This is a genomic window from Shewanella sp. SP1S1-7 (assembly GCF_031932105.1).
Classification (GTDB): domain Bacteria; phylum Pseudomonadota; class Gammaproteobacteria; order Enterobacterales; family Shewanellaceae; genus Shewanella; species Shewanella baltica.
In genome coordinates, this window is sequence record NZ_JAUOEU010000026.1 from 29036 (window position 1) to 55162 (window position 26127).

The following is a 26127-nucleotide window of genomic DNA, read 5'->3' on the forward strand; positions in this document are numbered from 1 at the left end:
CCCAAGATAGATCCCTTATGACTCAGACTTCCCAATACGATTTTTGGGTCAAACTGGCTAGCCGCGCTTCCGTGGCTACCGCTTTGATCCTTATTCTTATCAAGCTGTTCGCTTGGCTTTATTCCGGCTCTGCCAGTATGTTGGCATCTTTGACGGATTCCTTTGCCGACGCTCTCACTTCTATTATCAATTTTATTGCCATTCGTTACGCGCTTGTGCCGCCGGATCATGACCACAGATATGGCCATGGTAAGGCTGAGCCGTTAGCGTCTCTAGCGCAATCCGCCTTTATTATGGGCTCAGCATTTTTATTACTTTTCTATGGTGGCGAGCGGTTATTAACACCTGTTCCGGTTGAAAATGCCACCATAGGTGTGGTGGTTTCTGTCATAGCGATTGTGATCACGTTAGCCTTGGTCATGTTGCAGAAACGCGCATTGGCGGCAACAAAAAGTACTGTGGTTGAAGCTGATTCGCTGCACTATAAATCAGATTTATTCCTTAATGGTGCGGTATTACTAGCACTCGTCCTATCCCAATATGGTTGGTGGTGGGCTGACGGATTGTTTGCAGTAATGATTGCATTCTATATTGGTCATCAAGCCTTTGGCTTAGGTTATCGCTCAATTCAAGCCTTGTTAGACCGAGAGTTAGACGAAGAAACTCGCCAGCAAATCACGCAAATCGCAATGGAAGATCCACGGGTACAAGGGCTGCATGACTTGCGTACTCGTCAGGCTGGCAAAACCGTTTTTATCCAATTCCATTTAGAGCTTGATGGCAATCTGAGTTTGAATGAAGCCCACAGTATTGCCGATACGACAGGGATAAAGGTCAAGGCCGCCTTTGAAGATGCCGAGGTGATTATTCACCAAGATCCAGTCAAACCTGAAGTCAACGAAACATAAAGTAAGGGCAAGCGATGGCATGGATGCAGAAGCAAGGTCACAGATGGGATCATTCCACTCGATTGATATGTCGCTATCAGAGGCTATCGACTCGCTTTGAGTTGATAGTCGAATCTGAGATTCGTGATGTTAGCGTTCCAGCAGATGCGGAAATTACGGTTTCAACTCAAGCGCAGTCCTCGAGAGTGAATCAAGCAGATAGTGAAGTCACTCCTGTGATAGTGGGGGCTTGGAGTCAGTTAGTCCTGCGTAAACATCTTTATTACCTACCGCAGAAAATTGATTTCGAAATATCTAACCAAACTTATCGAGTCCATATCTGGCCATTATTCTTTTGGCGCACCCGTATTACTTGCGTGGTGACTGGCAGAGTTGTCGTATCCGAATGTTTGGATGTGAGAAGGCGTCGTTCCCTCATCCGTTGGCTATATGCCAGTTTTATAGGATTGTTGCGGGTGCTAAGTTAACATCGTTAATTGTTTCAATTTAAACAGTATACTTACAGTAAATATGGTTTTGCTACATAACGAATAACTAAGATTTCCATTTTTCGACTCAAGCTGAATCAATGCTGTATGGTTTGTATTTTGATAATTTAAACCATGACACTTCTTAATTGCTTATTGTAATATCCGCGCTGTCTAATACTTACGTTAAATCATTAGGGAAATATGATGAACAAGTTATCAATTGTTGCTATCTCTTTACTATCAGCATTCGCGGCTACTCAAGTATCTGCTGCAACCGACACTACTGGATTTTATGTGGGTGGCGCATTAAATAGAGTCACAGCTGATGCTTTTGATGGTTCAGAAACCGGTACTGGTGTGGGCGTATACGGTGGCTATAACTTCAATGAGTGGTTTGGTTTAGAAGCTAACCTGTTCGCTACTGGCGACTTAGGCGATAAGGATGTTGATATTAGTGCTGGCGCATTAAGCTTCACGCCTAAATTTACTGCACAAATCAATGATATTTTTTCTGCCTATGCCAAAGTGGGTATCGCATCTATGGCTGTGAATGTTGATGGCTATGGTTACGATGAAGACTTTACTGGTTTTGGTTGGACTTACGGTGTAGGCGTTAATGCCGCCGTAACAGAACACTTAAATATCCGTGTAAGCTATGATGTCACTACGGGTGATTTAGATGCAGACCGTAGCTATTTAGGATTAAAAGATATAGACACCGATATTAAGCAATTCGCTGTAGGTGTGCATTATCAATTCTAATTTTTTGATTTGGCATATTTAATTAATGCCAATGAAAATGAATTTCAAATAAAAAGGGATATGAATATATCCCTTTTACTTTTTGATGATTAATAAGCTTGTATCGCTATAGCGAGTAATAACGTTATTTTATCTACTCAATCCATCGACAGTTCTTTCAATTTCCGAGTTAAGGTATTTCGTCCCCAGCCTAAACGTTTCGCCGCTTCCTGTTTATGGCCTTGGGTATGGCGCAGCGCAGTTTCTAGCAGTATGCGTTCGAATGCGGGTTGCACCTCAGTTAACAGATCGCTGTTTCCTTCCGAGAGTTTTTGATCTATCCACTCAGTCAGGGCCGATTGCCAATCTTGGCTGCCTTTCGCCGTGTGGGTGATACTTACAGGATCTTTCAGTAATTCTGGCGGTAAATCTTGGGGTAAAATTTCTTGCCCTGATGCCATAACGGTTAACCAGCGGCAAGTGTTTTCGAGTTGCCTGACATTACCGGGCCAAGGTAATTGGGATAGTTTTACCGCAGTCTCCTTGGTCATGATCTTAGTTTCCACGCCAATTTCCTTTGCTGCAGAGGCGAGGAAGTGAGTGGCGAGTTGGGGAATGTCTTCCCGTCTTTGTGACAGTGGTGGCAAGTGCACACGGATCACGTTGAGGCGATGGAATAAGTCTTCCCTAAAGCCGCCTTTTTGCACTAATAATTCAAGATCTTGGTGGGTCGCCGCTATGATGCGCACATCCACTTGCACCGCATTATGACCACCGACGCGGTAGAACTGGCCATCGGCAAGTACTCTGAGTAACCGTGTTTGTACATCTAACGGCATATCGCCGATTTCATCTAAAAAGAGCGTGCCACCGTTTGCTTGCTCGAAGCGACCTTGGCGGACATTGGCTGCGCCAGTGAAGGCACCTTTTTCGTGGCCGAATAGCTCAGATTCGATCAAATCCTTAGGGATCGCTGCCATGTTCAGCGCGATAAACGGCTTATCTTTACGTGGGCTGTGCTTGTGTAACGCGCCAGCCACTAACTCTTTACCCGTTCCCGATTGACCATTAATCAGCACGCTGATCGACGAGCGTGAAAGCCTGCCTATGGCGCGAAACACTTCCTGCATCGCTGGCGCTTCACCTATGATTTCGGGTGTTTTTACTTGGGCTTCCTGCGCGGGTGCTGGGCTCTGTTCAGTGGCGTGTGTCAGTGCGCGCTCGACCAGAGAGATAGCCTCATCGATATCGAAGGGTTTAGGCAGATACTCAAATGCGCCCGCTTGATAGGCACTGACTGCGCTGTCTAAGTCTGAGTGCGCCGTCATAATGATCACGGGAATATGGGGATAATGCACCTGCAATCGTTCTAGCAGGCTTAACCCGTCTGTGCCGGGCATACGGATGTCCGACACTATCACGTGCGGTTGCGATATTTCTAAGGCCTGCCACAGGGATTCGGCGGCGGCAAAGCTGGCTGTACTGAGCTTGGCACCTTGAAGTGCCTTTTCGAGTACCCAACGTATCGAGCTGTCATCGTCGAGGATCCACACTTGTTCACTAATTCGCATCTTGCTTCCTCATACGGTATGTCGAAATTATTTCGCGCCTAAAATCGGTAATGAAATGATGAATTCGGTGTGCCCAGCGCTTGAGAGGCAATCGATTCTGCCAGAGTGTAAACGGGCAATATTATGGGCAATTGAGAGGCCTAAACCTGAACCTTGCTCACGACCTGTCACCATTGGATAAAATAATGTGTCCATTAGCTCGGGCGGTATACCTGGGCCGTTGTCGACAATCGATAGGGTTAACACTAGCTTGTGGCGCTGTGAACCTATGGTGACTTGGTGTTGAGTGCGAGTGCGGATCAAAATCTCGCCGCCTGTATGCTCAAGCGCCTGCACCGCATTTTGTAAAATGTTGAGCACGGCTTGCTGCATTTGGTCTGGGTCCATCTCGATATCGGGAATGGATGGATCGTAATCCCGTTTGAGTTGGATGTTAGCGGGCAGTGCCATTTCAACTAACTTATAGACCTTTTGCACCACTTGATGGATGTTGTGCAGACTGTGCTGCGTCGGCCTTTGGGGGCCGAGCAGGCGATCCACTAAATTACGCAGTCGATCGGCCTGCTCTATGATGAGGGTAGTGAATTCCTTCAGCGCCGGATCATCCAGCTCCCGCGATAACAATTGCGCTGCACCGCGCAGGCCGCCTAAAGGATTTTTGATTTCATGGGCTAAGTTGCGCACTAAAAACTGCGCCGCTTGCTGCTGGGCATCTTGACTCAGTTGCTGATGAATACGTCTTTGTTGGTCGACTTGGCGCAGTTCGAGCAGGCTGAGTTCAGCCTCATCATCGAGTGGAATAAGGGTTAAATCAACGGTATGGTGCTGACCATCGAGCGTGACTAGGGCCGCCGTATTGACCGTTAAACCTTGGCCAGCTTTTACCGCATCCCTCAATAACTGGGCTTCGACACCGAGGATTTGATAATGCTCAGGCAAAGCTTGTTCTACGAGTCTATGGCTGCCAACACCTAATAATTGCTCTGCTGCTGCGTTGGCATAACAAGGCTTAAGATCCTTATCGATGACAAGTACAGCGGTAACTAAATGATTGAGCAGTGTCTCTTTATCCATCGACCGTTCCTAGAAATAGGGTTGCACCACTATGGTGCACCAATCTGGTGCAAGCTGCAACTTGTCTTCATCAAACGGTTTAGTCTGGGGTGGTTAATCTAACTCTATGTATTTAAAGTTCTTATACTAACTTTATCTATGCATTGAGTGGCATTAACGCTTAGCTGCTTGATGAAGAAATATCTTTCTTGGTGAACTTGATGCAAAGACTTTGCCGTTTTGAGTCAAAGCGTCAACGACTAAGGTATGTTCACCCCGGTCGATGTTTTTGAGTTTGAAGGTACCGCCAATTTGCGGCTGACCGACGGGGGTGCCATCGAGTTTGAGGACCATTAAATACTGGCTTTTTAGCTCAGGGGTGATAGTCGCAACGACGTCGAAATCGCCATTATTATCTCTGACGGTTTCTTCTTCTGCTGGGGAAGTGATATTAACTTTATATTGAATAGATTCAATTGCTTGGTTTGCGTTATTTGAGTTTGTCTTAGGTAGGGGAAGGGCAATTTGATTTAAGGTCTTCTCTTTTAGCTCAACGACTTGGGCATTGGGCTGCGGCTCATCTGAGTAATGGACTTTACCATCTTTATCGACCCATTTATAAACCGTCGCTTGCGCTAACATGCTAAATAGCACTAAGCCGATGAGTGTGAGTGAACGCATGCTAAAGTCCCTGTAGCCTTGAGAGAGAGTTAATCAAGATTAGTCTCTTTTACATCAAAAATCATGGTGTTTGTTATGCGGCGTCGCTACATGGAAGGCGTAAAGCGAGACAGTAAAGGGGAGCTAGAAATCGGACTGGGTTGAACGAGCTGAAGTTCGGGCACACTCATGTACCCGAACTCGAGTTGTAAATTACACGCTTGCGTCGAGTTGTTTCTCGATCTCACTCGCTTTAACCCAAGCGGCATGTTGGGATAATTGAGTGGCATAGCGTTGAATGTGTTCGAATTTTTCGAGGTCGCCACTGTTAGCCAGTAGCTCCACCACGAAGGACATCATGATATCCGCACCTGTGAGCTTGTCTGCAACCAAGTAGGTTTTACCGGCCAACATATCATTGAAGTAGTGGCTTATCTTACTGACTTCTATCGCGGCATAACCTTCAAGGAAGTTGGTTTTACAGCCGTCCTTTTGCACGAACATACGCAGTAACAAAGGTAGCATGGCTGAGCTTTCGGCAAAGTGTAACCATTGCAGATAATCGACGTAGTCAGCGCTGTCTCTTGCTGGCGCTAAGGTGTCTGTCGCATATTTTTCAATCAGATACTCAGTGATCGCGCCTGACTCGGCAATCACTTGACCGTCCATTTCGATAACGGGTGATTTGCCTAACGGATGAATTTGCTTGAGTTCGGGTGGCGCGAGAAAAGTCTGACTATCACGCTGATAACTCTTAATTTGATAAGGTTGACCGAGTTCTTCTAGCAACCAGATGATACGTTTAGAGCGTGATTTATTGAGATGGTGCAAGGTGATCATTGGCTTCCCTTTCTATTGTGAGAGTACATTTTTAGCTATCGCACCATTATGGTGCGATAGCTATTTCTACCGCATTTAGCACACTCGAGCTTGTCATTATTCACTTCAAGCTGAGCGTGTCGCGTCATTTATCGCTTAGCCTCTAGCCTCTAGCCTCTAGCCTCTAGCCTCTAGCCTCTAGCGTTCAGTTGCGCGACTATGGCCTGCGCAACGGCTTCGGATGATCCTGGGTTTTGACCTGTGATCAAATGGCCATCTGCGACAACAAAGCTTGTCCAATCATCACCTTTGACATAAGTGCCGCCGTTTTTCTGCAGCATGTCTTCGACTAGAAATGGCACGATATGAGTGAGTTGCACGGCTTCTTCTTCAGAATTACTGAAACCGGTAACCCGCTTACCGCTGACCAATGGCTTACCATCACTGGCTTTAGGGTGCAGCAATGCCGCAGGTGCATGACAGACTAGCCCTAGGGGTTTATTCGCTTGATAGAACTGTTCAATCAAGGCGATTGAGTGTTTATCTTCGGCAAGATCCCACAGTGGGCCGTGGCCGCCTGGATAGAAAACCGCATCATAATCCGCTGCATTGATTTCACTTAAGCGAGTCGTATTTGCCAGCAGTGCTTGTGCCTCAGGATCTTTACTAAAGCGCGCAGTGGCTTCGGTCTGAAAGTCTGGCTCATCACTTTTAGGGTCGAGCGGTGGTTGACCGCCCAATGGCGAGGCTAAGGTAATGTCAAAACCTTTATCTTTAAACTCATAAAAAGGTGAGGCGAATTCCTCGAGCCAAAAGCCGGTTTTTAAACCTGTGTCGCCGAGTTTATCGTGTGAAGTTAGTACCATTAATATATTCATTTTCATACCTTTACCTTAGTTGCTCACATCTATACGTGTGAGCTTTGGGTTTAGTTCAATCAGGATACGGTTTGGCGTTATAGGGCTAAGGTCAAAATGTCACGACTCATTGCTGGGTCAATATTGCCGTGTTCGCCAAGAGCCACCATGCCGTGCAGTTCAAGCTGTTTTACTAGGATATCAACGTGGCTGGCATCGAGATCATAGGCAGATAAATGTGTCGGTATGCCCATGGCTTCGAAGAAAGCCTTAGTTTTTGCAATAGCGGCATCGATGCGCTCGTCATCGGTACCTGTGTTGATGTGCCACACTCGGTCTGCGTACTGGAGTAACTTTTCGCGCTTAGCCTCTTTGGTACATTGCAGCAGGGCAGGCAATACGATTGCCAATGTACGCGCATGGTCGATGTCGTAAAGCGCAGTCAGTTCATGGCCTATCATGTGGGTTGCCCAATCGTGCGGAACGCCTACGCCAATCGTGCCGTTGAGTGCCATAGTGGCGACCCACATTAAGTTAGCGCGAATGTCGTAGTCTTCGGGTTGAACTAGCACTTGTGGACCAAGCTCAATCAAGGTTTGTAACAGTCCTTCGGCAAATCTGTCCTGTACGGCGGCGTTAACGGGGTAAGTGAGGTATTGCTCTGTAATATGTACAAAAGCATCGACGACACCGTTGGCCACTTGGCGTTCTGGCAGGGTGAAGGTTTTCGTCGGGTCGAGTATTGAGAATTGTGGATAAACCAAGTCATTACGGAATGGCAGCTTAGCTTGCAGTGATTTACGGGTCACTACGCTGGCGTTGTTCATTTCTGAACCCGTCGCAGGCAAGGTTAATACTGAGCCAAAAGGCATAGCTTGGGTTACTTTTGCGCCCCAGCTAGTGAGAATGTCCCAAGGTTCGCCTTCGAATACCGCAGCCGCGGCAACAAATTTAGTGCCATCGATAACAGAGCCACCACCCACAGCGAGGAGAAAATCGATATTCTGCTCACGCACTTGGGCGACGGCTTTCATTAAGGTTTCATAGGTTGGGTTGGGCTCAATGCCATCGAACTCGACGATGAAACGATTGCCCAATGACTGTTTAACTTCATCTAGCGTGCCGGTTTTTCTGGCGCTGCTGCCACCAAAGAGGATCATGACTTTAGCATCGCTCGGTACTAAAGCATCAATTTCGGCGATAGTGTCTTTACCAAAACGGATACGGGTTGGGTTGTAATAGTTAAAATTTAGCATGGATGATTTATCCCTTATTACTTTAAGTGAGCTACTTTAAATTAGCAGTGTTAAATGCGCTGCGTTAATTAATCGCTCGTTAAATTAGTAGACCAGTCGTCTAATTTTGTGGCGTGAAAATGTATTCTTTAAAAATCTAGGCTGACTGATATCAGCAAATATCGGTCTTGAATCGGTATTAAGTTAAAGGGCCGTTTTAGGCGTTAAAATAGCTTTAGTCGTCACGAGCGCACGTTCGAGTGCCGTGGGGCTGTGGCCTAACTTGTTCATTAAGCTGGCACCTAACCACATGTGATACAACATTTCAGCGGTCGATTGCGGATCTTGCTCGGCGATTGAACTGTCGTTTATGCCAACTTGAACACAAGTGGTTAACCTGTCTATGATGCCGGCGGAACCTTTAAGTAAGGCAACTCGCATGGCTTCGGATAAATCGGCCACTTCAGCACTGAGTTTCACGACGAGGCATTTTTGATCTACGCAACCATCAGCTTGTACGTGCAACCATTGTTGCCAGTACTGCATCAAGCGCTGATAGCCTGTCAGTGTCGAGTCATTGAATAATGCATCTAAATCTAACTGATATTTCTCAAAATAATCAGTTATGAGCGCTTCACCAAATTGTTCTTTGGATTTGAAGTAATGATAAAACGAGCCTTTAGGCACTTCGGCGGCCTGCAGCAGTAGCGATAAGCCGACGCTGGAGAAGCCTTTTCGTACGATCAGCTTATAGCCGATGTCGAGAATGTGCTGGCGAGTGGATTGAGTTTCAATTTTCATGTGGTCTAGGATAAATCAAAATAGACCGGTCGTCTAGTGTTGTTTTTATCGGCGATATCAACACGCCCGATTTAGTCTTCTTTAAGTCGCGAGGTTTAAGCTGTCCTGAGTCAGTTTAACAAAGCGGCCAGATTGATAAAAAGCCAAACGGATAAAGCATGCAGAGGGTGAGATTGTGGCAAGGAGAGATGGTTCGGTAGGACAAAATACCCACAGTGCTGAGATAAACCGTCACTGTGAGCATTAGATTCATAATTGATATTGAAACTTTTACTCAATCAAGATGATTAGAGGTAGCTGCAACAGTACTCTGCAATGGCTGTGTTACGAATTTTAAAGCTGACATTTGCAGCCAGTTCAAACTGAGTTCCTTCGCTAAACTCTTGCCAAGTGGTCGTTTCTGGTAGTAACACCTCAAAACGGCCGCTAATCACTTCCATGATTTCGCCTTGTGAAGTCGAGAACTCATACTCTCCAGGCTGCACTACGCCTAAGGTTTGCTTACTACCATCGGCAAAAAATACGCTACGACTGGCAACTTTACCATCAAAGTAAATATTGGCTTTTTTAGATACAGACACTTGCTCGAGTAAACTCATTTTTAATCCTCTATAAATTGGCTTGAGATGAATTTATATGCATATTAGGTAAATTTCAATGCATCATTTGCCGTGTGGATATGCGTACTGAATATAAGGTGATGCTAACGTTCGGTTTATAACGTGTTTTCCACTATATCATTTTGTGTGAAATGGTCGGTATGGCTTGGCTGTCATTTAAAGTTATTAATCATTTTTCTATTTAAAAATAGTTGGTTGGCAGCATTTTGGTGAACTTTTGATGAAAATAGTCTGCGTCGCTTTGTTTAGCTGAGATTCTTCTCCTATAGTTTTAGGGCAGATTTAATTTTGCAAAAAGTGAATGAATGGAATTAGAAGCGCGACAAGGAGTCTCACCATGGGTTTTACTCGTAAAATTCAGCTGATCAGTTTATTGATTGTCCTATTACCCCTCATATTTGCTACCGCGATAGTGACTTACATTGCTCGGGATGAGTTATTTGCCGAGGCTCAGTCTCGTTTAGTGGCGGTGCGCGAGATCAAGCAGCGACAGATTGTCGGTATGTTTCAGGACTTTTCAGATAACCTGCAGGCCGTCAGTGCGGTGATCGCCAGCCAAAAAAGCCTCGATACTATCTCCGACCTTGATGAGACCTTAAAGTCGTTAAATAAGTCTTTAGGTTTCTATGATCTGTTCATCATTCGGGATGACGGCACTGTGTTTTACACCGCCGCGAAGGAGTCTGATTTCGGCACAAATCTTCGCACTGGGCCCTACCATGATTCGGGGTTAGCGCAGTTATATAACAAGGCATTGGGGGCTTCAGGCACAGTGTTACTGCAAGATTTCTCCGCATACGCACCTTCTAATGGTCAACCGGCAGCATTTATTGGTCAGTCGATCCAATTCAATCAGCAAAGATTGGTGGTGGCGGCTCAAGTATCAATCGACCGCATCAACCGAGTTATGCAGATCCGCGAAGGTATGGGACAAAGTGGCGAGACCTATTTAATTGGCCCCAATAATCGCATGCGTTCCGATTCTTTTCTTGATCCGAACAATCGCACTGTGACCGCTTCCTTCGCTGGAACGGTTGCCCAGAATGGTGTCGACACACCTGCGGTGAAAGAGGCGCTGGCGGGTAAGACTGGTGTGATGCAAGTGAATGACTACAATCATAATCCGGTGTTATCTGCCTATTCTCCCGTTGTTGAACTTGGCTTACGTTGGGGGTTGATGGCTGAAATTGATGTGAGCGAAATCGCTGCGCCGGCCTATCGAATGCTATTTATCGGCTTATTTGTTTGTGTGGCGGCCTTAGTGTTGGCATTCGCTGCCGCTAAGTTAGTCACAGGATTTGTGTTGAAGCCACTCGGCGGTGAGCCTGAGGACATGTGTAACTTGACCAGTATGATCGCCTCTGGCGATTTAACTCATAATTTACCGCATGTTCAAACGGATAATCACCTGATGAGTTGGTTGGCGCGGATGCAAACTAAGCTCAAAGAAATCATCAGTCAGCTGGTGGGTGTTGGGCATGAACTTGAATCTGCCGCCGAACAAAACTCTGCCGCTATGACACAAGCCGATTGCAGTATTCAGATGCAGGCCAAAGAAACCGATATGTTGGCTACTGCAGTTGAAGAAATGAGTTATGCCGCAGCTGAAATCAGCACGAATACGATGAGATCCTCCGATGAAGTGTCCGCCTGTACCCATTCGAGTGAAATTCTTTCGCAAAACTTGGCTAGTACTCGTAAAAGCTTAAAAGTGACCTTGAGCAGTTTTGCAACTATTCATCAACAGGTGGGCAGTCTTGAGGCGGATAGTCAGAAAATCGGCTCAGTATTAGCTGTGATAAATGCGATTGCGGAACAAACGAATCTGCTGTCACTTAATGCGGCGATTGAAGCAGCGAGAGCTGGCGAGCATGGTCGTGGATTTGCTGTGGTTGCCGATGAGGTGCGTCAGTTAGCGGTGAAGGTTCAGTTAGCTACTCAGGATATTGGCCAAGTGCTAAAAGGCATTCAGCAGCAGTCTGGCGTGCTGGCGCTGCATAGTGTGACTTGTACTACTGAAGCCTCTAAAACCGCAGAAGATGCGGATGGCATGCAAGCCGCAGTGGATGACATCGCTTTACGTTTGGAAACCTTAAAGGCATTAATGATCCAAACCGCCACCGCCGCGGAGGAGCAAACAACGGTTTCGGCAACGATTGCGCAGGGGATTGCGGGCTTGAGCGTGGCGGCGGAAGAAAATAGCGCGGCGATCAGCCAAGTGGCGGCGAGTACGCGCAGTTTGTTAGGGTTAGCGAATCAGCTTGGTTTAACAACGGCACAGTTTAAGGTGTAGGTATTTGCGCTGTATTTGCCGTGTTCAACCTTAGTTGATGCTGCAAATATGACTTAGCTGGATGTTACACATCCGCCAGAAATGGATTTCTGGCGGATATTTTTATTTAGACTTCAGTTGTTTATCCCATGAGTGAGTATTAACGCTTACGCCAAATTGTCATTTCGGAGATGGAATGTTGGAATTTACGTTTTGTCTCGCGGATGACGAAGGGAATCTCCTTCACTGCGACCAGCTCAAATTGGCCGATCAAGGTTTCGGTCAAGCCATCTAAGGTGGTGAAGTTCTCTCCTTTGATTTTAACACCACCGAGCCATTTATCCTTCGGCGTATAATCCTCAAGCCAAGTGTACGGCGAAGCAATAACAAGGTATCCACCTTGATTAATTCGCTGGGCAATACTGGTTAAAAAGTGCTTAGGATCGTTCAGTCGGTCAATAAGGTTCGAGGCATAAACTAAGTCATAACCTGTATACATTGGCTTTAAATTACAGGCATCACCTTGCATAAAGTTGACTTTTTTCGCCTCAAGCTCATATCCAAGTTTAGCCAGACTCGCGCTCTTAAATTCCTGTAAGTCGCCCTCGGTACGTATGGTGTAACGTTTTTCACCTTGTTCGGTCAGCGCATAGGCCTGTTGAATAAAGCGCGCCGAAAAGTCGATACCATCAACATGATCAAACACTTTTGCCAGTTCAAAACTCGCTCGACCTACGGAGCAACCGATGTCGAGGGCTTTGGCGGCATGGGTGAGTTGAATTTCACTGAGTGCTTGCTGCACGCCATTGACGCAGAAGTTAGCAACCCCGAAATATTCGGCACCATAGTGGAATTCAAGGTATTGGGAAATCAGTTCATCAGTTTCGTACACATTGACCTCGGCCATTTGGGCGGGATTTTGCGTGGATTCCACATAGCGGAAGCCAGCGTGTTGATAAAAATGTCGACGAAACGCATAGCGTGACGAAGCAATGGCTTCATTACCTGTGGAGATCCACGAGCCACCTTTGATGAGATTATGCTTACCATCGAAGGTGGGGGTAGAAAAATCATCATAGAGTGGATGCACGGCAAAACCGTTAAAGCCGTCGATTGCGGTTTCTGTCCATTGCCAAACATTACCGACAATATCGAAAAAGCCATTATGTTCGAAGCGATTCACTGGGCAAGAAGAGGCGTAATAAGCCAAAGCAATATTGCCCGGCACTTCGTGCCAATCGGGCGCATCGGCGGGCACATTCTCGCGTAAGATGTACCATTCGGCTTCCGTCAGTAGGCGAATATTGCTTTGCTTTTGCTCGGTTTTCCAATTGCAGAAGGCCTTAGCTTCGAGTTGATTCACTTCTACAGGCCAGTTTAATGGCAGCGGGATTTCTTCCGCTAAGTTACGTTGCCACCATTTATCTTGTTTTAAGCGCCAAAAACGCGGCATTTGAGCTTGGGTGTAAGCGAGCCAAGCTTGACCTTCTTCATTCCAAAATTGTGGTGAGCGATAGCCGCCAGCTTCGACGAATGCGAGATACTCTTGATTCGAGACTAAGAATTTAGAGGCCTTAAAGTCGGCAACATTAAAGATTTCATGGCCGTATTCGTTATCCCAGCCGTAGGTTTGATCTTGTTCAGTTTTACCTAAGGTCACTCTCTGCCCTTTTACTGCCAGTAAACGGTTGGTTTCGGCGGCGGCGAAGTCTTGGCACGCGGCCCAGAGGCTGTTGGGCGCGACATGTTCCAGCGGCAACTGACGGATGATCACCGATGAGGTTTCTAAGTGAATTCGCTCATGTTCAATGCCCATCAAAATGATCCAAGCTGGGCTGTCTTGAGTGATTGGCAGCGTTAGAGGCATTTCATCAATCACGCGATTGACGACAGCATTAACTTGTTGGCGATAGCTGCGCACTTCTGCCACGTTCGGCCATGGGTAATGTTGCTCGTTCAGATCGTCCCAAGACATCTCATCGACACCAATGGCAAACATGGATTCGAAGTTATCGTTTACCCGTTCGTCGAGAAATTTGCCGAGTTTGAGTTTGTTGATATAGAAAGTGGCCGTATGGCCAAAATAAAAGATCAACGGATGGCGCAGCGGCTCGGCTTTGAGGTAATAGGCGCTATCTTCTTGGATTAAATCAAACAGTGACTCGTACAGAGCCCATGTCTGATTAAAGTACTGCTTAAGCTCTAGACGCTTTCCTGCCTCAGTTTCACCAATGAGCTTAAGGGTTTGAGGGGGTTGCGTTATGGGCTTATCCATAGGCAAGTAAACTCCGTATTTATCGGCCTGCGGTGCAAGCATGGGAATATGAATCTATCGTGTGTGACTCTATACGCGATTACTGGGCTCAGGATCACTTTGTCAGCTTAATGTGTCGATTTGATTTACAAACTAACAGAAACACGAATTGAGTCCAACATCAGCCACTGGCGCTAAAACATCTCGGATATGACCTGTAGAGTTAAGAATATCTTACAAAGGAAGTGAGCACTGCGTTTTGTGATGTCAGCCTTTTTAGGATCAAAATTATTTTATCCCTGAAGAGTATTTTCTCTGTCGGGGTTAAGGCAGAATGATCCCGTCCGTAAAATTATTATGCAGGATATAACGGGATGACAATTAACGCATTATGGATACCCGCCTGGTACGAACTTGATCAATCGATCGTAGTGGGTGTGACTGAGGAGTTTGTCTTTCATAAGACTGTCGCAAACGAGGCGTTAACATTTTACAGCGGTGCAAAGGGGAGTGATGCCGCCAAGGCTACGGGAACCATTTCGGCCATTAAACATAATGTCTTGGGGGACATTGAGAGTGTCGATGCACAGGGGCTCGATTATACGCTGGTATTGCAAGATGGACGGCGTTTATTAGTCAATGCTGAGGAAAATCCAGGATTGATTTATGAGTGGGTTGATGACAGTTGGCAGCCGTCAGATATGGTCATCACAGATTGGACGTTGGCAGTACAATTTGCGTCTTTATCACCATTGACGCCAATAAAGTAATTGAAGATTTATGGTTAAGTGACTAAATAGGTAAGTGCAGTTAACGTTCGGGAGCTGACGTTGACTGCACTTTTACTAGCTCTGCAAGTTGTTGGTATTCTTGTTTTATTTCTGCCACATACACATCGTGAAAATCTAACTCATTAAACTCATCTAGGCAGAGCTGATAACGGCGTAGCTGCTCTGTTTTTTCTTCAGCGGTATCCCATCTTTCCATTAGCATAGCGTTTGATTCCATTCATAAATTTAATTCCTTATTCACTTCACATATTTTAACGACAGTTATTGCTATTTAACTGAGCTGGTTTGAAGTTTGTTGTATGCATTTATGCCGTTGGGCGTCATGCAATATAGAAATCTATTTTAAACAGAGGGTTGAGCTGAAATAGTCAGTTTTACCGTATGGTGATGGACTTTTCTCCTTATCTTATTCGGGACAAATGCTTACACAGGCGTCAGCCATAGCCTGATTGTGTTGCTATCTTGATGATTGGATTGTACCTATGAGCATTTTGCTCTAGATTGATATTTCTTTGTTTTTATCTTCTGGCCTTGAGTCTTTTTTGTCTTTTGGAGCCGCGTAATGGCGAATATTATGTTAGTTGCCAATCTCAACTGTGATCGGATCTTATTGCTTGATAAACCTTTAAAAACAGGTGGGCGTTTCCATTATCAAGATGGTGGGCAAAGGCTAGGTGGTGGCGGGGCAAATACCGGATTAGGTTTAGTTTGGGCTGGGCATAGCGTCGCGTTGGTGAGTCAAGTTGGTCGTGATGATATGGGGGATTGGTTGATTGCAGAAGCTAGCACTCAAGGGCTCGATTGCCGTTTAGTGCAGCGCCGTGCCGGTAACACTTGCGAAATGCTGCTCGTAATGACGCCAGACGGCGAGCGAACAATTATTCGGCCTCAAAGACCCATATTTGAATTATCGGTACCGCCGAAATGGCAACCATGGGATGCGTTATATTTTAATACTTCCGCAGAAGGCACTGTTAGTTGGGCAAAAACAGCTTTAGAACATTGCCTAGTGGTCGCGCAATTAGCCAAGGATGATAGGCAGAGACCTTGTCATATTTTGCTGGCCTCTATGAGCGATATGCAGGGGAGGTGTGAAGCGGCATTCTGGGAGTATGGTGTGAGTATTGCTGGCAATTCATTAGGTTATTTTATTGTCACCGATGGCATCAATGGGGCTAAGGTTTACACGCACGATCAAGTGCAGCATGTTGCGGCTATCCCTGCCACTGTAGTTGATACTACAGGCGCTGGCGATGCCTATGCCGCAGGGCTTATTCATAGTCTATGCACAGGCCAGTCGATTACTGAGGCAATGGCAGAAGGCGCAGTGTGGGCGGCGTTTGCAGTGGCAACCGATAGTTCTATTCCTGGTGAGGCACTAAAACAGTATTTAGAGGCGAAGCAAATCGCATGAAAAATCTGTGGGTGAGCCGTTTGAGTCATCTTTCTGTCATACGCCCTTGCTAGAGTATGTCTTGTGGCGCATAGCTCTTGTCCCTTAACGTTTTCTTGTGTTTTTCTCCCATTTATTGGTTAGTATGTTTTTTTGCCTCGTTTCCCCAACGAGGCATTTTTTTGCTCAAAATAAAGTTATTCCATCGCAGAACATTCATAAGGTTGAAATGTTGTGCGGCCATGGCGCAATTGCGTTAACATTTATTCAACTAAAATAGTTATCGTGACATTAAAATAATAAGCCACTCAAGGTGTTCTGTAGTCTTTGGAGTTGAGAATGGGCAATAACGCTTGGAATGATAAGAATAAATTTATTTGGTTGCTCTCTGTTCTGCTTTTGGTCGCCTTTTTAGTGACCAGTGGTATCAGTTACAAGGTGGCCCATGACTCACTGAGTCAACAAATCGAGAGTAATACCCTACCACTCACAAGTGACAATATTTACTCTGAAATTCAGCAGGATTTGCTGCGACCTATCTTTATTTCATCCTTGATGGCGCAGGATACCTTTGTTCGCGATTGGACATTAAGTCACGAGCAAGAGCCAGAAAAGCTGATCCGTTACCTTAAGGAAATCCAAGAAAAATACGATACTGTCACCAGTTTTTTTGTGTCAGAAAAGAGCCGAAATTATTACCACTCCACGGGGATTTTAAAACAAATCCAAGATGTTGAGCCAGATGATGCTTGGTACTTTCGAGTGCGATCTTTACCCGAATCTGAGCATTATGAGGTTAATATCGACGCCGATACGGCGGACCGCAGTAAAACAACCGTTTTCGTGAACTATAAAGTTTTTGATTTTGAAGGCAAATTTATAGGCGTTACCGGAGTGGGTTTGGCGGTTGAAAAGGTTAAGTCCCTCATCGAACTTTATCAAAAACGTTATAACCGCCGAGTGTTCTTTACCGATAGGCAGGGCAATGTCACCTTGCATGGAGATGAATATGATGGTGCAGATTCGCTGCAAACCAGCTTAGGGCTTGAAAATTTAGCGACGCGTATTTTAACGAGTCCAAGTGCGGCTTTTAGCTACCAGAGAAATGGTAAAACCGTTTATCTCAACAGCCGTCTAGTCCCCGAATTTAAGTGGTATTTGATTGTTGAGCAGGAAGATGCGCCACAGGAACGCGAGTTACTGAATACTTTTTGGGGCAACTTGGCGTTAAGCCTAATGGTGACTCTTGGGATTTTATTCATCTCTAACATGACCTTAGGTCGTTATCAACGCAAATTAGAAGTGATGGCGTCTACCGATAAGCTCACTGGCGCCGCTAACCGTCAGGTGTTTGATGAGTACTTTAGGCAGGCATTAGATAAAGCTAAGCTGACACAATCGCCGATTTCAATACTCTTGCTGGACATCGACCATTTTAAAAAAGTGAACGACAGCTATGGGCATGGGATTGGTGACTTAGTATTAAAAACCATGACAAATATGCTAAGGAGCGCACTGCAGCAACAGGATATCTTATGCCGTTGGGGCGGCGAGGAGTTCTTGATTTTACTTCCGGGGATGGATTTAACCCAAGCGGCAGAACTGGCTGAGCAGATCCGTGAGCTTATTTTTCAGCGGGAAATTAAAGTGAATGGTTTACACATTTCTATTACTGCCAGTATTGGCGTCGCTGAGCATCAGGCGCAAGAGCCTGCGGAAGATCTGATCAAGCGTGCCGATCTGGCCTTGTATCAGGCTAAGGAAGCCGGTCGAAATCAAGTGGTGTTAAATCATTCATAGATTCAGCCCCGTGCTTATTGGCGGTAAGATGTCGTCTACATTTATGAGTTATTGAGTGAGTTGATTGTGTTACTGGCGTATCGCGGTTTACACTCTGGCGGTAATGCGAGATGGGTTATGGATTGGGAGTGACAGATGTCAAAGTTGTTGATCAATAAGTTATCAGGATTGTACTTAGGAACCCATCTTCAAGACATGTCCGGTGTTGCTACTGGGATTGATGGCAAGCAAGCGGCTCAACAACTGTTAGTGCATATCGACCATGTAGACGGGGACGCACAGGCCGATCCTAAACACCATGGCGGACTCGATCGCGTGTTACATCATTTTCCCCGCGAGCATTACGGCCAATATCGTCGTTGGGATTTAATTACTCAACTCGAAGATGCGCCCAGTATGGGGGAGAACATCAGTACCGTTGGGCTGAACGAAACCCAAGTTAATATTGGTGATATCTTACAAATTGGCGCCGTAACAGTGCAGGTCACTCAGCCGCGTTCACCTTGCTTTAAGTTGAATCTGCAATTTGGGCACAAAGAATTTGCCCTCGCCATGCAGCAGAGCCAATTATGTGGTTGGTTTTATCGAGTATTAACGCCTGGGATTATTCAGTTAAACGATAAGATTGAATTGATTGAGCGCCGCACGGACATCAGTGTCGCCGAGGCTATGGCACTCTATTTTTCGCCAACATTTAATGCCAGCGGCTATGATCGTTTAGCTTGCTGCGAGGGATTAGCGCAGAGTTGGGTTAATAGCCTACAACGGCGCTTAGCATCACAGACAGTAGAAGATTGGCAAATGCGCTTATGTGGGCCGAGCGGTAAATAAGTATTTATATTCATAATGATAATACAGGGATGACCTTATGATTGAACCCGTTACAAAAAGTGATAAAGATTTTGGCTTACTGGTATACGCCTCAAGCTTTGTTGGATACCTAGTGCCGCTGGGTTCGATTCTGGGTCCTTTGATTATCTGGCTAATGAAGCGTGAAGAGTCCGCATTTGTCGATCAATGTGGCCGTAGTTGTTTGAACTTTAAATTGAGCCTGCTGATTTATGCAATCATCAGTGGCGTATTAGCTTTGGTCGGAATAGGTTTCATCTTTTTAGCCATACTCGGCATATTCGATTTGGTGTGCACTGTGCTGGCGATTATTAAGGCCAGCGAGGGTAAGGTATATAAATACCCATTAACGATTAAATTCATTGCTATGGATTAATCGCTTTTTCGAATTAAAGAAAAACGCCTTAGATGGAAACATCTAAGGCGTTTTTTATGGCGTAAGTTTAAGGTGTTACACCTTAAACTTGGCCACTAAGGTATCTAAGCGGTGTGACAGTTGATTCAAGGCTAAACTCGCCTGTGCTGCCGCTTGTGCAGTATTGGCAGTACGTTGAGTAATGTCATTGATTTCTGTGACGTTACGGTTGATGTCTTCCACTACAGTGGATTGTTCTTCCGTTGCCGCAGCAACTTGGATGTTCATGTCGCTGATAAGACCAATGCGGTCGCTAATACCAATCAACGATTTGCTAGCTTCATCGACGGCCACAACCCCCTCGTGGGAGCGAGTACGACTCTGAGCCATCGCATTAACCGCGCGGCTGGCTTCCGATTGCAGCTTGTCGATCATGCCTTGCACTTCATTGGTCGATGCTGCTGTGCGTGATGCTAAGTTACGTACTTCATCGGCGACGACAGCAAAACCGCGCCCAGCTTCACCGGCACGTGCCGCTTCGATGGCCGCGTTGAGGGCTAACAAGTTGGTTTGTTCAGAGATAGCGCGGATCACATCTAAAATCCCACCAATGGATTTAGTGTGGGTCGCGAGGGACTCAATCACTTCACCTACTTGGCCAACGTCCTTCGACAATTGGTTAATGGTATCACGGGCACGGGTCACGACCACTTGACCGCTGCTGGCTTCAGTGTCGGCATCTCTTGCCGCAACCGCTGCTTGGGCGGCATTACTAGCGATTTCGTTAACCGTCGCGCCCATTTCATTAATGGCTGTGACCACCATCATAGTGCGATCTTTCTGCTCGTGGCTGTCTTCTAAGGTTTGCTGTGCTTGATTCGACACATCCTTAGCCGAGAAGCCGAGTTGTTCGCTGGTTTGCGCTACTTCGATGACCGAATCTTGGATCTTGCTGATAAAGCTGTTAAATCCTTTAGCGAGCTGCGCAATTTCATCTTCACCATTGACGGGTAAGCGTTGGCGTAAGTCACCTTCACCTTCGCCTATGTCGCGGAACATAGCGGCAACTTGGGCTATGGGGCGGCTCACAGAGCCCGCAACAGCGATAGCGAGGACGATAAAGCCCGCAGCAATAATCAGCGTCCAGATTAAGATCTGATAAGCGGCTTCGGTTAATAGCGCAAACACTTCGGCTTCTGGCACTTGTGCCACTAAATACCAATCCATAGATGCGATATAGCTACTGGCAACCAGCATGTTTTCGCCATTGATCTTGGTTTCGATAAGATTGAAATCGCCACGGTTGAGTATGGCGCTTGAGTTTGCATCTTGATATAAGTTACCTAAGTTGCTCTTACCAATTTGACCCGTATCTGGGTGGAGTTTCACTTCACCTTTAGCATCAACTAAGTAAACAAATCCCGTTTCCTCAATCTTAAACGAGCTTAGTAAGCGCACCATATCATCGAGTGATTTAGCGAGCCCAACTAAGCCACGACCATTGGGTTGTTGGTAGTTGATGAAGAGTTTGACTTCGCCGTTGGCCTCAGTGAATACGTTCAACATACGTTCTTGGCCACTGTCGCGGTAACCAAAAAACCAGCCATCCTGCGCGGGGGTGAGCACGCGCAAAAATCCATCCTGAGTGTAATAGGCGGCAGTTTGTCTGTCGGCGTAGGAGGCTTGCGCTAGCTTATATTGACGCGTGATGTCTTTCAGTTGAGCAACCACTTGGGTTTCTTGGGCCTGCGGTCTGCCATCTTCGAGCCATTGCAGTAACATGCGGCTGCTGGCCAATTGCTCTGCAGCATTCATTAAAGTGGAGATGTCGAGATCGATCTTATTGCGGATCTGCATCATCAAACTCGGCAGTTCCGAACCTAACATCCGTTGTTGTACGACATTTTTAGCGCTACGTTGGCTTAATACGCCGACGAGTATGGTCGACAGCAGTACTGCAAATGTCACTGTTAGCAGAATTTTCTGCTTAATGGTGAGGTTATTAAATATCATAAATATCAATATGCCTGTGTTGGACTGTTTTGCGTTATCGGTCAACGCACTCTTGTACGGTAAAAGATTATCGGACAGGAATGTGAAAAGTTAACCTTAGTCTAGGCCGAATGCCGAATAAAACAGCGTATAAAAAACTTATTTGGCTTAACCCGTTGGTCTTGCAGTAGATCTAATTATGTAGAGTATAGATGGAAATGAGATGGTGATTGAAAACGAACTCTTTTTTGTGTGGTAATTGTGGCTAATGTCGTAGCTAAGGGCAAGCAAAAAAAGTGAGATATTTGTGTCAAAGGTGAAAAAAAGGCGCTCTATTGAGCGCCGTTATTAACATTTGTTGGCAACTAATTACATGTTGGGATAGTTAGGACCACCACCGCCTTCCGGCGTAACCCAAGTGATGTTTTGGCTAGGATCTTTAATATCGCAGGTTTTGCAGTGAATGCAGTTTTGCGCATTGATTACAAATTTAGGCTGACCCGCCTCTTCGACAATTTCATACACACCAGCTGGACAGTAACGTTGTGCTGGCTCATTAAACTGAGTCAGGTTGATGCCCAGTGGAATGCTGCTGTCTTTAAGACGTAAATGGCAAGGCTGGTCTTCTTCATGATAAGTGCTCGACAGATACACTGAGGACAGTTTATCGAAGCTAAGCTTGCCATCGGGTTTTGGGTAATCAATCTTGCTGTAAGCGCTCACTGAGGCCATTTGTGCATAGTCTGGGTGTTCATCACGTAGCGTGATCGGGAACTTTCCACCAAACCAGTTTTGATCTATGTAATTGAATGCGCCGCCTAAATAGGTGCCAAATTTATGCATCGCTGGGCCAAAGTTGCGCGATTTATACAGCTCCTCATGTAGCCAGCTTTCTTCGATATGAGTCTGGTAACAGTCGAGATCTTTACCGCCTTCAACACCCGCCATCATGGCTTTGCCTAAGGTTTCTGCCGCAACGATACCGCTCTTCATCGCAGTGTGAGTGCCTTTGATTTTAGCGAAGTTCAACGTACCTGCGTTACAGCCAATGATCAGGCCGCCGGGGAAGCTCATCTTAGGAAGCGAGTTCAAGCCGCCTTTAGTGATAGCACGGGCGCCGTAACTGAGACGTTCGCCACCGGTTAAATACTTTGCAATCACAGGATGGGTTTTATAGCGCTGGAATTCGTCAAATGGGCTCAGATGTGGATTTTTGTAGTTCAAATCGATAATGAGACCGACCGCAATCTGGTTGTCTTCCATGTGATACAGAAAGCCGCCACCCGATGCGCCCTCGGTTAATGGCCAGCCACCAGTGTGCACCACTTTGCCTTGCTCATGTTGCTCGGCGGGGACTTTCCAAATTTCTTTGAAGCCTAAGCCGTAATGCTGGGGTGTTTTACCATTATCTAAATGGTATTTTTCGATCAGTTGCTTGCCTAAGTGGCCGCGGCAACCCTCGGAGAAAACAGTATATTTAGCATGCAGTTCCATGCCGGGCATAAAGCTGTCTTTTGGCTCACCATCGGCGCCCACGCCCATATCGCCAATCAAAATACCTTTAACGCTGTTATCGGCATTAAATAGCAACTCACTGGCGGCAAAGCCGGGAAATATTTCGACCCCGAGTTCTTCTGCGCGATTGGCAAGCCAGCGGGACAGATTACCAACGCTAATAATAAAATTGCCGTCGTTGTGCATGGTTTTTGGCACAAAAGCATTAGGCATGACTCTGCCGTCGGTGGCTGAGCTGAGTAGGTAGATTTCGTCGTGGGTGACAGCGGTTTTTACTGGGGCGTCTTTCTCGCGCCAGTCGCTGAATAGCTCGTCCAGCACTTTTGGCTCGAACACTGCGCCTGACAGAATATGCGCGCCCACTTCTGAGCCTTTTTCGACCACACAGACGGTAATTTCTTTACCTGAATCCTGTGATATTTGCATTAATCGACACGCGGTGGCCAAGCCTGCTGGACCTGCGCCGACGATAACAACATCGAATTCCATTGATTCGCGTTCCATCAGTTCACCTCTTCCTTCACGTTTCCCCGATTTTTATCGAGTGTTGTAGTTTGTAAACGGGCGTTTTATTGCTTGCACCACCTTACCTGAAAATAAGATAAGGTCACAGTGGATTAAGTTGCTGTTTAGTCTAATTCAATACAAATCTTTAGGTGAGGACTGTCACAGATTATTCACGCTAGCGTGATCTAGGTTAATAAATACCTGTTTAGGGGTATAGCTAGTGAGTACTTTCGGCCTATAATCACCGACGACGGTTCTCCGAGCTTGCCTGCCTAAGTCGAAAGATATGGAGGTGTAGCCGTGGTAATAATGCCACCGGGGTGGGATAAGAAATGCTCTCACCTCCCACACTTGGAAAGGTGATCATGTCTCAATTACAAGACAGCTTTGGTCGAAAATTTCACTATTTACGGATGTCAGTCACTGACGTTTGTAACTTCAAATGCAGTTACTGCCTCCCTGATGGTTATCATCCAGAAGGTAAACCAAAATTCTTATCTCTCAATGAGATAGAAAACTTGGTCTCCGCATTTAGCCAAGTCGGCACCCAAAAAATCCGCATTACAGGCGGTGAACCTACCCTGCGTAAAGACTTTACCGACATCATTCGTGTCGTCGCTGATAACCCGCGCATTCATACTATTGCGACGACGACTAATGGATATCGACTCGAAAAGCATGCCAAAGAATGGTTCGATGCTGGCTTGCGTCGTATCAATGTGTCCGTGGATAGTTTAGATCCCAAAATGTTTTACCAGATCACCGGCGAAAATAAGTTTGATGAAGTGATGCGGGGGATTGATGCCGCCTTGTCGGCAGGTTTCGAGCGAGTAAAAATCAATGCCGTACTGCTTAAAGGTTTAAACGATAAAGATTTGCCACGTTTTTTACACTGGATTAAACACACGCCAATCGACCTGCGTTTTATCGAGCTGATGGAAACGGGTCTTGGTCGTGAGTATTTTGAAGCCCATCACCTAGCGGGCGCCGACATCAAAGCACAGTTACTGGCAGATGGCTGGCAATTAGATACGCCAAGTGCCTCCGATGGTCCAGCCCAAAATTTCAGCCGCAGCGATTATCAGGGCCGTATCGGCTTGATCATGCCCTATGCCAATAATTTTTGTGCTACCTGTAACCGTTTACGGGTATCTGCTAAGGGTAAATTGCACTTGTGCCTCTTTACGGAATCCGGTGTCGATTTACGTGATCTGCTACAGCATTCTAACCAGCAAGCGGAATTAATTGAGCGTCTGCACGGTCAATTAGCCCAGAAGAAAGAAACCCATTACTTGCATCAAGGCATCACAGGTGTCACTCAGCATCTTGCCTCTATTGGCGGCTAGACCTGATTTTAGGTCTGTGGCTATAGCCAATTTAGCGCGAGTAAAAGCTCAATTTCCCTTGTACCCTGTTTTGACCTCAATTAAAGGATCGCTCCAATGAGCAATGTATTTACTCATATTAATGCCGATGGCAATGCCCATATGGTCGATGTAACTGAAAAAGCCGTTACCGAGCGCGAAGCCCGTGCAGAAGCTTTTATCGAGATGGCGAGCACGACACTCGAGATGATCATGAGTGGCAGCCACCACAAGGGTGATGTGTTTGCGACCGCGCGTATTGCGGGCATTCAAGCTGCGAAAAAAACCTCAGATCTTATCCCTCTCTGCCATCCGCTGATGCTAACGAAAGTTGAAGTCGATTTAGAGGCACAACCTGAACATAACCGCGTGCGTATTACTAGCCTGTGCAAGTTATCCGGTAAAACGGGCGTAGAGATGGAAGCGTTAACTGCAGCTTCAGTGGCGGCGTTAACTATCTATGACATGTGCAAGGCCGTGCAAAAAGATATGGTGATCTCCCAAGTCCGTCTGTTGGAAAAGCGTGGCGGCAAGTCGGGACATTTTAAGGTTTAGCGGATCAAAAACGAGAGAAGACTATGATTAACGTGTTGTTTTTTGCTCAAGTTCGAGAATTGTTGGGCACAGCTAAATTAAGTCTAGAGGCGAGCGAGCAGACTCAAACTGCCGAAGCGTTACGGGCAACGCTGGCGGCAACCGACGACAAATGGGCTAAAGTATTAACCTCTGACAAATTGCTGGTGGCGGTAAATCAGACCATTAGTCAATGGGATACGCCTGTAAACGATGGTGATGAAGTCGCCTTTTTCCCGCCGGTTACCGGAGGTTAATATGCGTTTATTACCCGCAGTTCGAGTGCAAGAAATCGATTTTAGTGTGACCGACGAATATCGGCAGTTAGCTCAAGATGATAGCGATGGTGCCGTAGTCACTTTCGTCGGCAAAGTGCGTGATTTTAACGATGGGGCCGCGGTGACAGACTTAACCTTAGAGCACTATCCGGGTATGACCGAAGCCGTGTTAGAACAAATCGTTGCCGAGGCGCGTAGCCGCTGGCCGCTCAATAAAGTGACGGTTATTCACCGTGTCGGTACTATGGCTCTGGGTGAGCAGATTGTGTTTATCGGCGTAACCAGCGCCCATCGCAAGGCCGCTTTTGCTGCCTGTGAATTCTTAATCGACTTTTTAAAAACCAAAGCGCCATTCTGGAAATTAGAAGCGGGCGAGCAAGGTAAAAGTTGGGTTGAAGCGAAAGATGCCGATGAACAAGCGGCTAAGCTATGGCAACACAAAGACTAGT

General features: G+C 46.2%; 25 protein-coding genes and 1 riboswitch. Of the genes, 13 read left to right on the forward strand and 12 right to left on the reverse strand.

All coding sequences use genetic code 11. From position 1 onward, the window contains the following. Positions 1-17: 17 nt before the first annotated feature. From Q4Q49_RS17360 to Q4Q49_RS17370, 3 genes are all read left to right on the forward strand, one after another. Positions 18-908 (forward strand): cation diffusion facilitator family transporter, encoded by an 891-nt coding sequence (locus Q4Q49_RS17360; protein WP_311999953.1) that lies wholly within the window; start codon positions 18-20, stop codon positions 906-908. Between the two features lie 14 nt (positions 909-922). After that, the gene (locus Q4Q49_RS17365) at positions 923-1375 is read left to right on the forward strand and encodes a hypothetical protein (protein WP_311999954.1); all 453 of its coding nucleotides are present in this window, start codon (positions 923-925) and stop codon (positions 1373-1375) included. 207 nt (positions 1376-1582) lie between these two features. After that, positions 1583-2140 carry a porin family protein gene (locus Q4Q49_RS17370; protein WP_071940491.1) on the forward strand — a complete coding sequence of 186 codons (558 nt, stop codon included), beginning with the start codon at positions 1583-1585 and terminating at the stop codon, positions 2138-2140. A 137-nt stretch (positions 2141-2277) separates the two neighbouring features. On the opposite strand, the gene glnG is transcribed toward Q4Q49_RS17370, so the two are convergent. The 8 genes from glnG to Q4Q49_RS17410 form a co-directional block, all read right to left on the reverse strand. Beyond that, positions 2278-3690, reverse strand: coding sequence for a nitrogen regulation protein NR(I) (gene glnG, locus Q4Q49_RS17375; RefSeq protein ID WP_311999955.1), 1413 nt, complete (start codon positions 3688-3690; stop codon positions 2278-2280). A 27-nt stretch (positions 3691-3717) separates the two neighbouring features. Continuing rightward, positions 3718-4764 (reverse strand): nitrogen regulation protein NR(II), encoded by a 1047-nt coding sequence (gene glnL / locus Q4Q49_RS17380; RefSeq protein ID WP_311999956.1) that lies wholly within the window; start codon positions 4762-4764, stop codon positions 3718-3720. A 153-nt stretch (positions 4765-4917) separates the two neighbouring features. Then, entirely contained in the window at positions 4918-5424 is a 507-nt protein-coding gene (locus Q4Q49_RS17385; RefSeq protein WP_311999957.1) for a DUF4124 domain-containing protein, read from the reverse strand. A 192-nt stretch (positions 5425-5616) separates the two neighbouring features. Continuing rightward, a complete protein-coding gene (locus Q4Q49_RS17390) occupies positions 5617-6243 on the reverse strand; it encodes a glutathione S-transferase (RefSeq protein ID WP_311999958.1) in 627 nt (208 codons plus the stop codon). Between the two features lie 170 nt (positions 6244-6413). Next, a complete protein-coding gene (locus tag Q4Q49_RS17395; protein WP_011982143.1) occupies positions 6414-7106 on the reverse strand; it encodes a type 1 glutamine amidotransferase domain-containing protein in 693 nt (230 codons plus the stop codon). Positions 7107-7177: 71 nt separating this feature from the next. Then, positions 7178-8335: an iron-containing alcohol dehydrogenase gene (locus tag Q4Q49_RS17400; RefSeq protein ID WP_311999959.1), complete on the reverse strand. Its 1158-nt coding sequence runs from the start codon at positions 8333-8335 to the stop codon at positions 7178-7180. A gap of 183 nt (positions 8336-8518) precedes the next feature. After that, complete coding sequence (locus tag Q4Q49_RS17405) at positions 8519-9115, reverse strand: TetR/AcrR family transcriptional regulator (protein ID WP_311999960.1); 597 nt, start codon at positions 9113-9115, stop codon at positions 8519-8521. Positions 9116-9402: 287 nt separating this feature from the next. Further along, entirely contained in the window at positions 9403-9714 is a 312-nt protein-coding gene (locus Q4Q49_RS17410; RefSeq protein WP_006086532.1) for a pyrimidine/purine nucleoside phosphorylase, read from the reverse strand. 358 nt (positions 9715-10072) lie between these two features. Between Q4Q49_RS17410 and Q4Q49_RS17415 the strand changes: the two genes are divergently transcribed. After that, complete coding sequence (locus Q4Q49_RS17415; protein ID WP_311999961.1) at positions 10073-12028, forward strand: methyl-accepting chemotaxis protein; 1956 nt, start codon at positions 10073-10075, stop codon at positions 12026-12028. Positions 12029-12167: 139 nt separating this feature from the next. Here Q4Q49_RS17415 and ovoA read toward each other — a convergent pair whose 3' ends face one another. After that, a complete protein-coding gene (gene ovoA / locus Q4Q49_RS17420) occupies positions 12168-14282 on the reverse strand; it encodes a 5-histidylcysteine sulfoxide synthase (protein ID WP_311999962.1) in 2115 nt (704 codons plus the stop codon). A gap of 353 nt (positions 14283-14635) precedes the next feature. On the opposite strand from ovoA, the gene Q4Q49_RS17425 reads away from it, so the two are divergent. Beyond that, positions 14636-15031, forward strand: coding sequence for a hypothetical protein (locus tag Q4Q49_RS17425; protein WP_011845532.1), 396 nt, complete (start codon positions 14636-14638; stop codon positions 15029-15031). 40 nt (positions 15032-15071) lie between these two features. Here Q4Q49_RS17425 and Q4Q49_RS17430 read toward each other — a convergent pair whose 3' ends face one another. Beyond that, entirely contained in the window at positions 15072-15254 is a 183-nt protein-coding gene (locus Q4Q49_RS17430; protein ID WP_311991354.1) for a hypothetical protein, read from the reverse strand. Between the two features lie 360 nt (positions 15255-15614). On the opposite strand from Q4Q49_RS17430, the gene Q4Q49_RS17435 reads away from it, so the two are divergent. The 4 genes from Q4Q49_RS17435 (at position 15615) to Q4Q49_RS17450 (ending at position 19470) form a co-directional block, all read left to right on the forward strand. Beyond that, complete coding sequence (locus tag Q4Q49_RS17435) at positions 15615-16466, forward strand: PfkB family carbohydrate kinase (RefSeq protein WP_311999963.1); 852 nt, start codon at positions 15615-15617, stop codon at positions 16464-16466. Between the two features lie 318 nt (positions 16467-16784). Beyond that, on the forward strand, positions 16785-18245 hold the full coding sequence (locus Q4Q49_RS17440; protein WP_311999964.1) for a sensor domain-containing diguanylate cyclase: 1461 nt from the start codon (positions 16785-16787) through the stop codon (positions 18243-18245). Positions 18246-18380: 135 nt separating this feature from the next. Next, positions 18381-19076 carry an MOSC domain-containing protein gene (locus Q4Q49_RS17445; protein ID WP_311999965.1) on the forward strand — a complete coding sequence of 232 codons (696 nt, stop codon included), beginning with the start codon at positions 18381-18383 and terminating at the stop codon, positions 19074-19076. 37 nt (positions 19077-19113) lie between these two features. Next, on the forward strand, positions 19114-19470 hold the full coding sequence (locus Q4Q49_RS17450) for a DUF4870 domain-containing protein (RefSeq protein WP_311999966.1): 357 nt from the start codon (positions 19114-19116) through the stop codon (positions 19468-19470). A gap of 75 nt (positions 19471-19545) precedes the next feature. Here the strand turns inward: Q4Q49_RS17450 and Q4Q49_RS17455 are convergent, their stop codons facing one another. Next, complete coding sequence (locus Q4Q49_RS17455) at positions 19546-21462, reverse strand: methyl-accepting chemotaxis protein (protein ID WP_311999967.1); 1917 nt, start codon at positions 21460-21462, stop codon at positions 19546-19548. A 348-nt stretch (positions 21463-21810) separates the two neighbouring features. Next, the gene (locus tag Q4Q49_RS17460; RefSeq protein ID WP_300481692.1) at positions 21811-23460 is read right to left on the reverse strand and encodes an electron transfer flavoprotein-ubiquinone oxidoreductase; all 1650 of its coding nucleotides are present in this window, start codon (positions 23458-23460) and stop codon (positions 21811-21813) included. Between the two features lie 247 nt (positions 23461-23707). Then, positions 23708-23841: riboswitch (molybdenum cofactor riboswitch) on the forward strand. On the opposite strand from Q4Q49_RS17460, the gene moaA reads away from it, so the two are divergent. From moaA to moaE, 4 genes are all read left to right on the forward strand, one after another. After that, entirely contained in the window at positions 23829-24809 is a 981-nt protein-coding gene (gene moaA, locus Q4Q49_RS17465; RefSeq protein WP_105251082.1) for a GTP 3',8-cyclase MoaA, read from the forward strand. It overlaps the preceding riboswitch by 13 nt. A gap of 96 nt (positions 24810-24905) precedes the next feature. Then, positions 24906-25382, forward strand: coding sequence for a cyclic pyranopterin monophosphate synthase MoaC (gene moaC, locus Q4Q49_RS17470; RefSeq protein ID WP_006079755.1), 477 nt, complete (start codon positions 24906-24908; stop codon positions 25380-25382). Positions 25383-25405: 23 nt separating this feature from the next. Further along, entirely contained in the window at positions 25406-25657 is a 252-nt protein-coding gene (moaD, locus tag Q4Q49_RS17475; RefSeq protein ID WP_006079756.1) for a molybdopterin synthase sulfur carrier subunit, read from the forward strand. Position 25658: 1 nt separating this feature from the next. Continuing rightward, positions 25659-26126 (forward strand): molybdopterin synthase catalytic subunit MoaE, encoded by a 468-nt coding sequence (gene moaE / locus Q4Q49_RS17480; protein WP_113941349.1) that lies wholly within the window; start codon positions 25659-25661, stop codon positions 26124-26126. Position 26127: the final 1 nt, after the last annotated feature.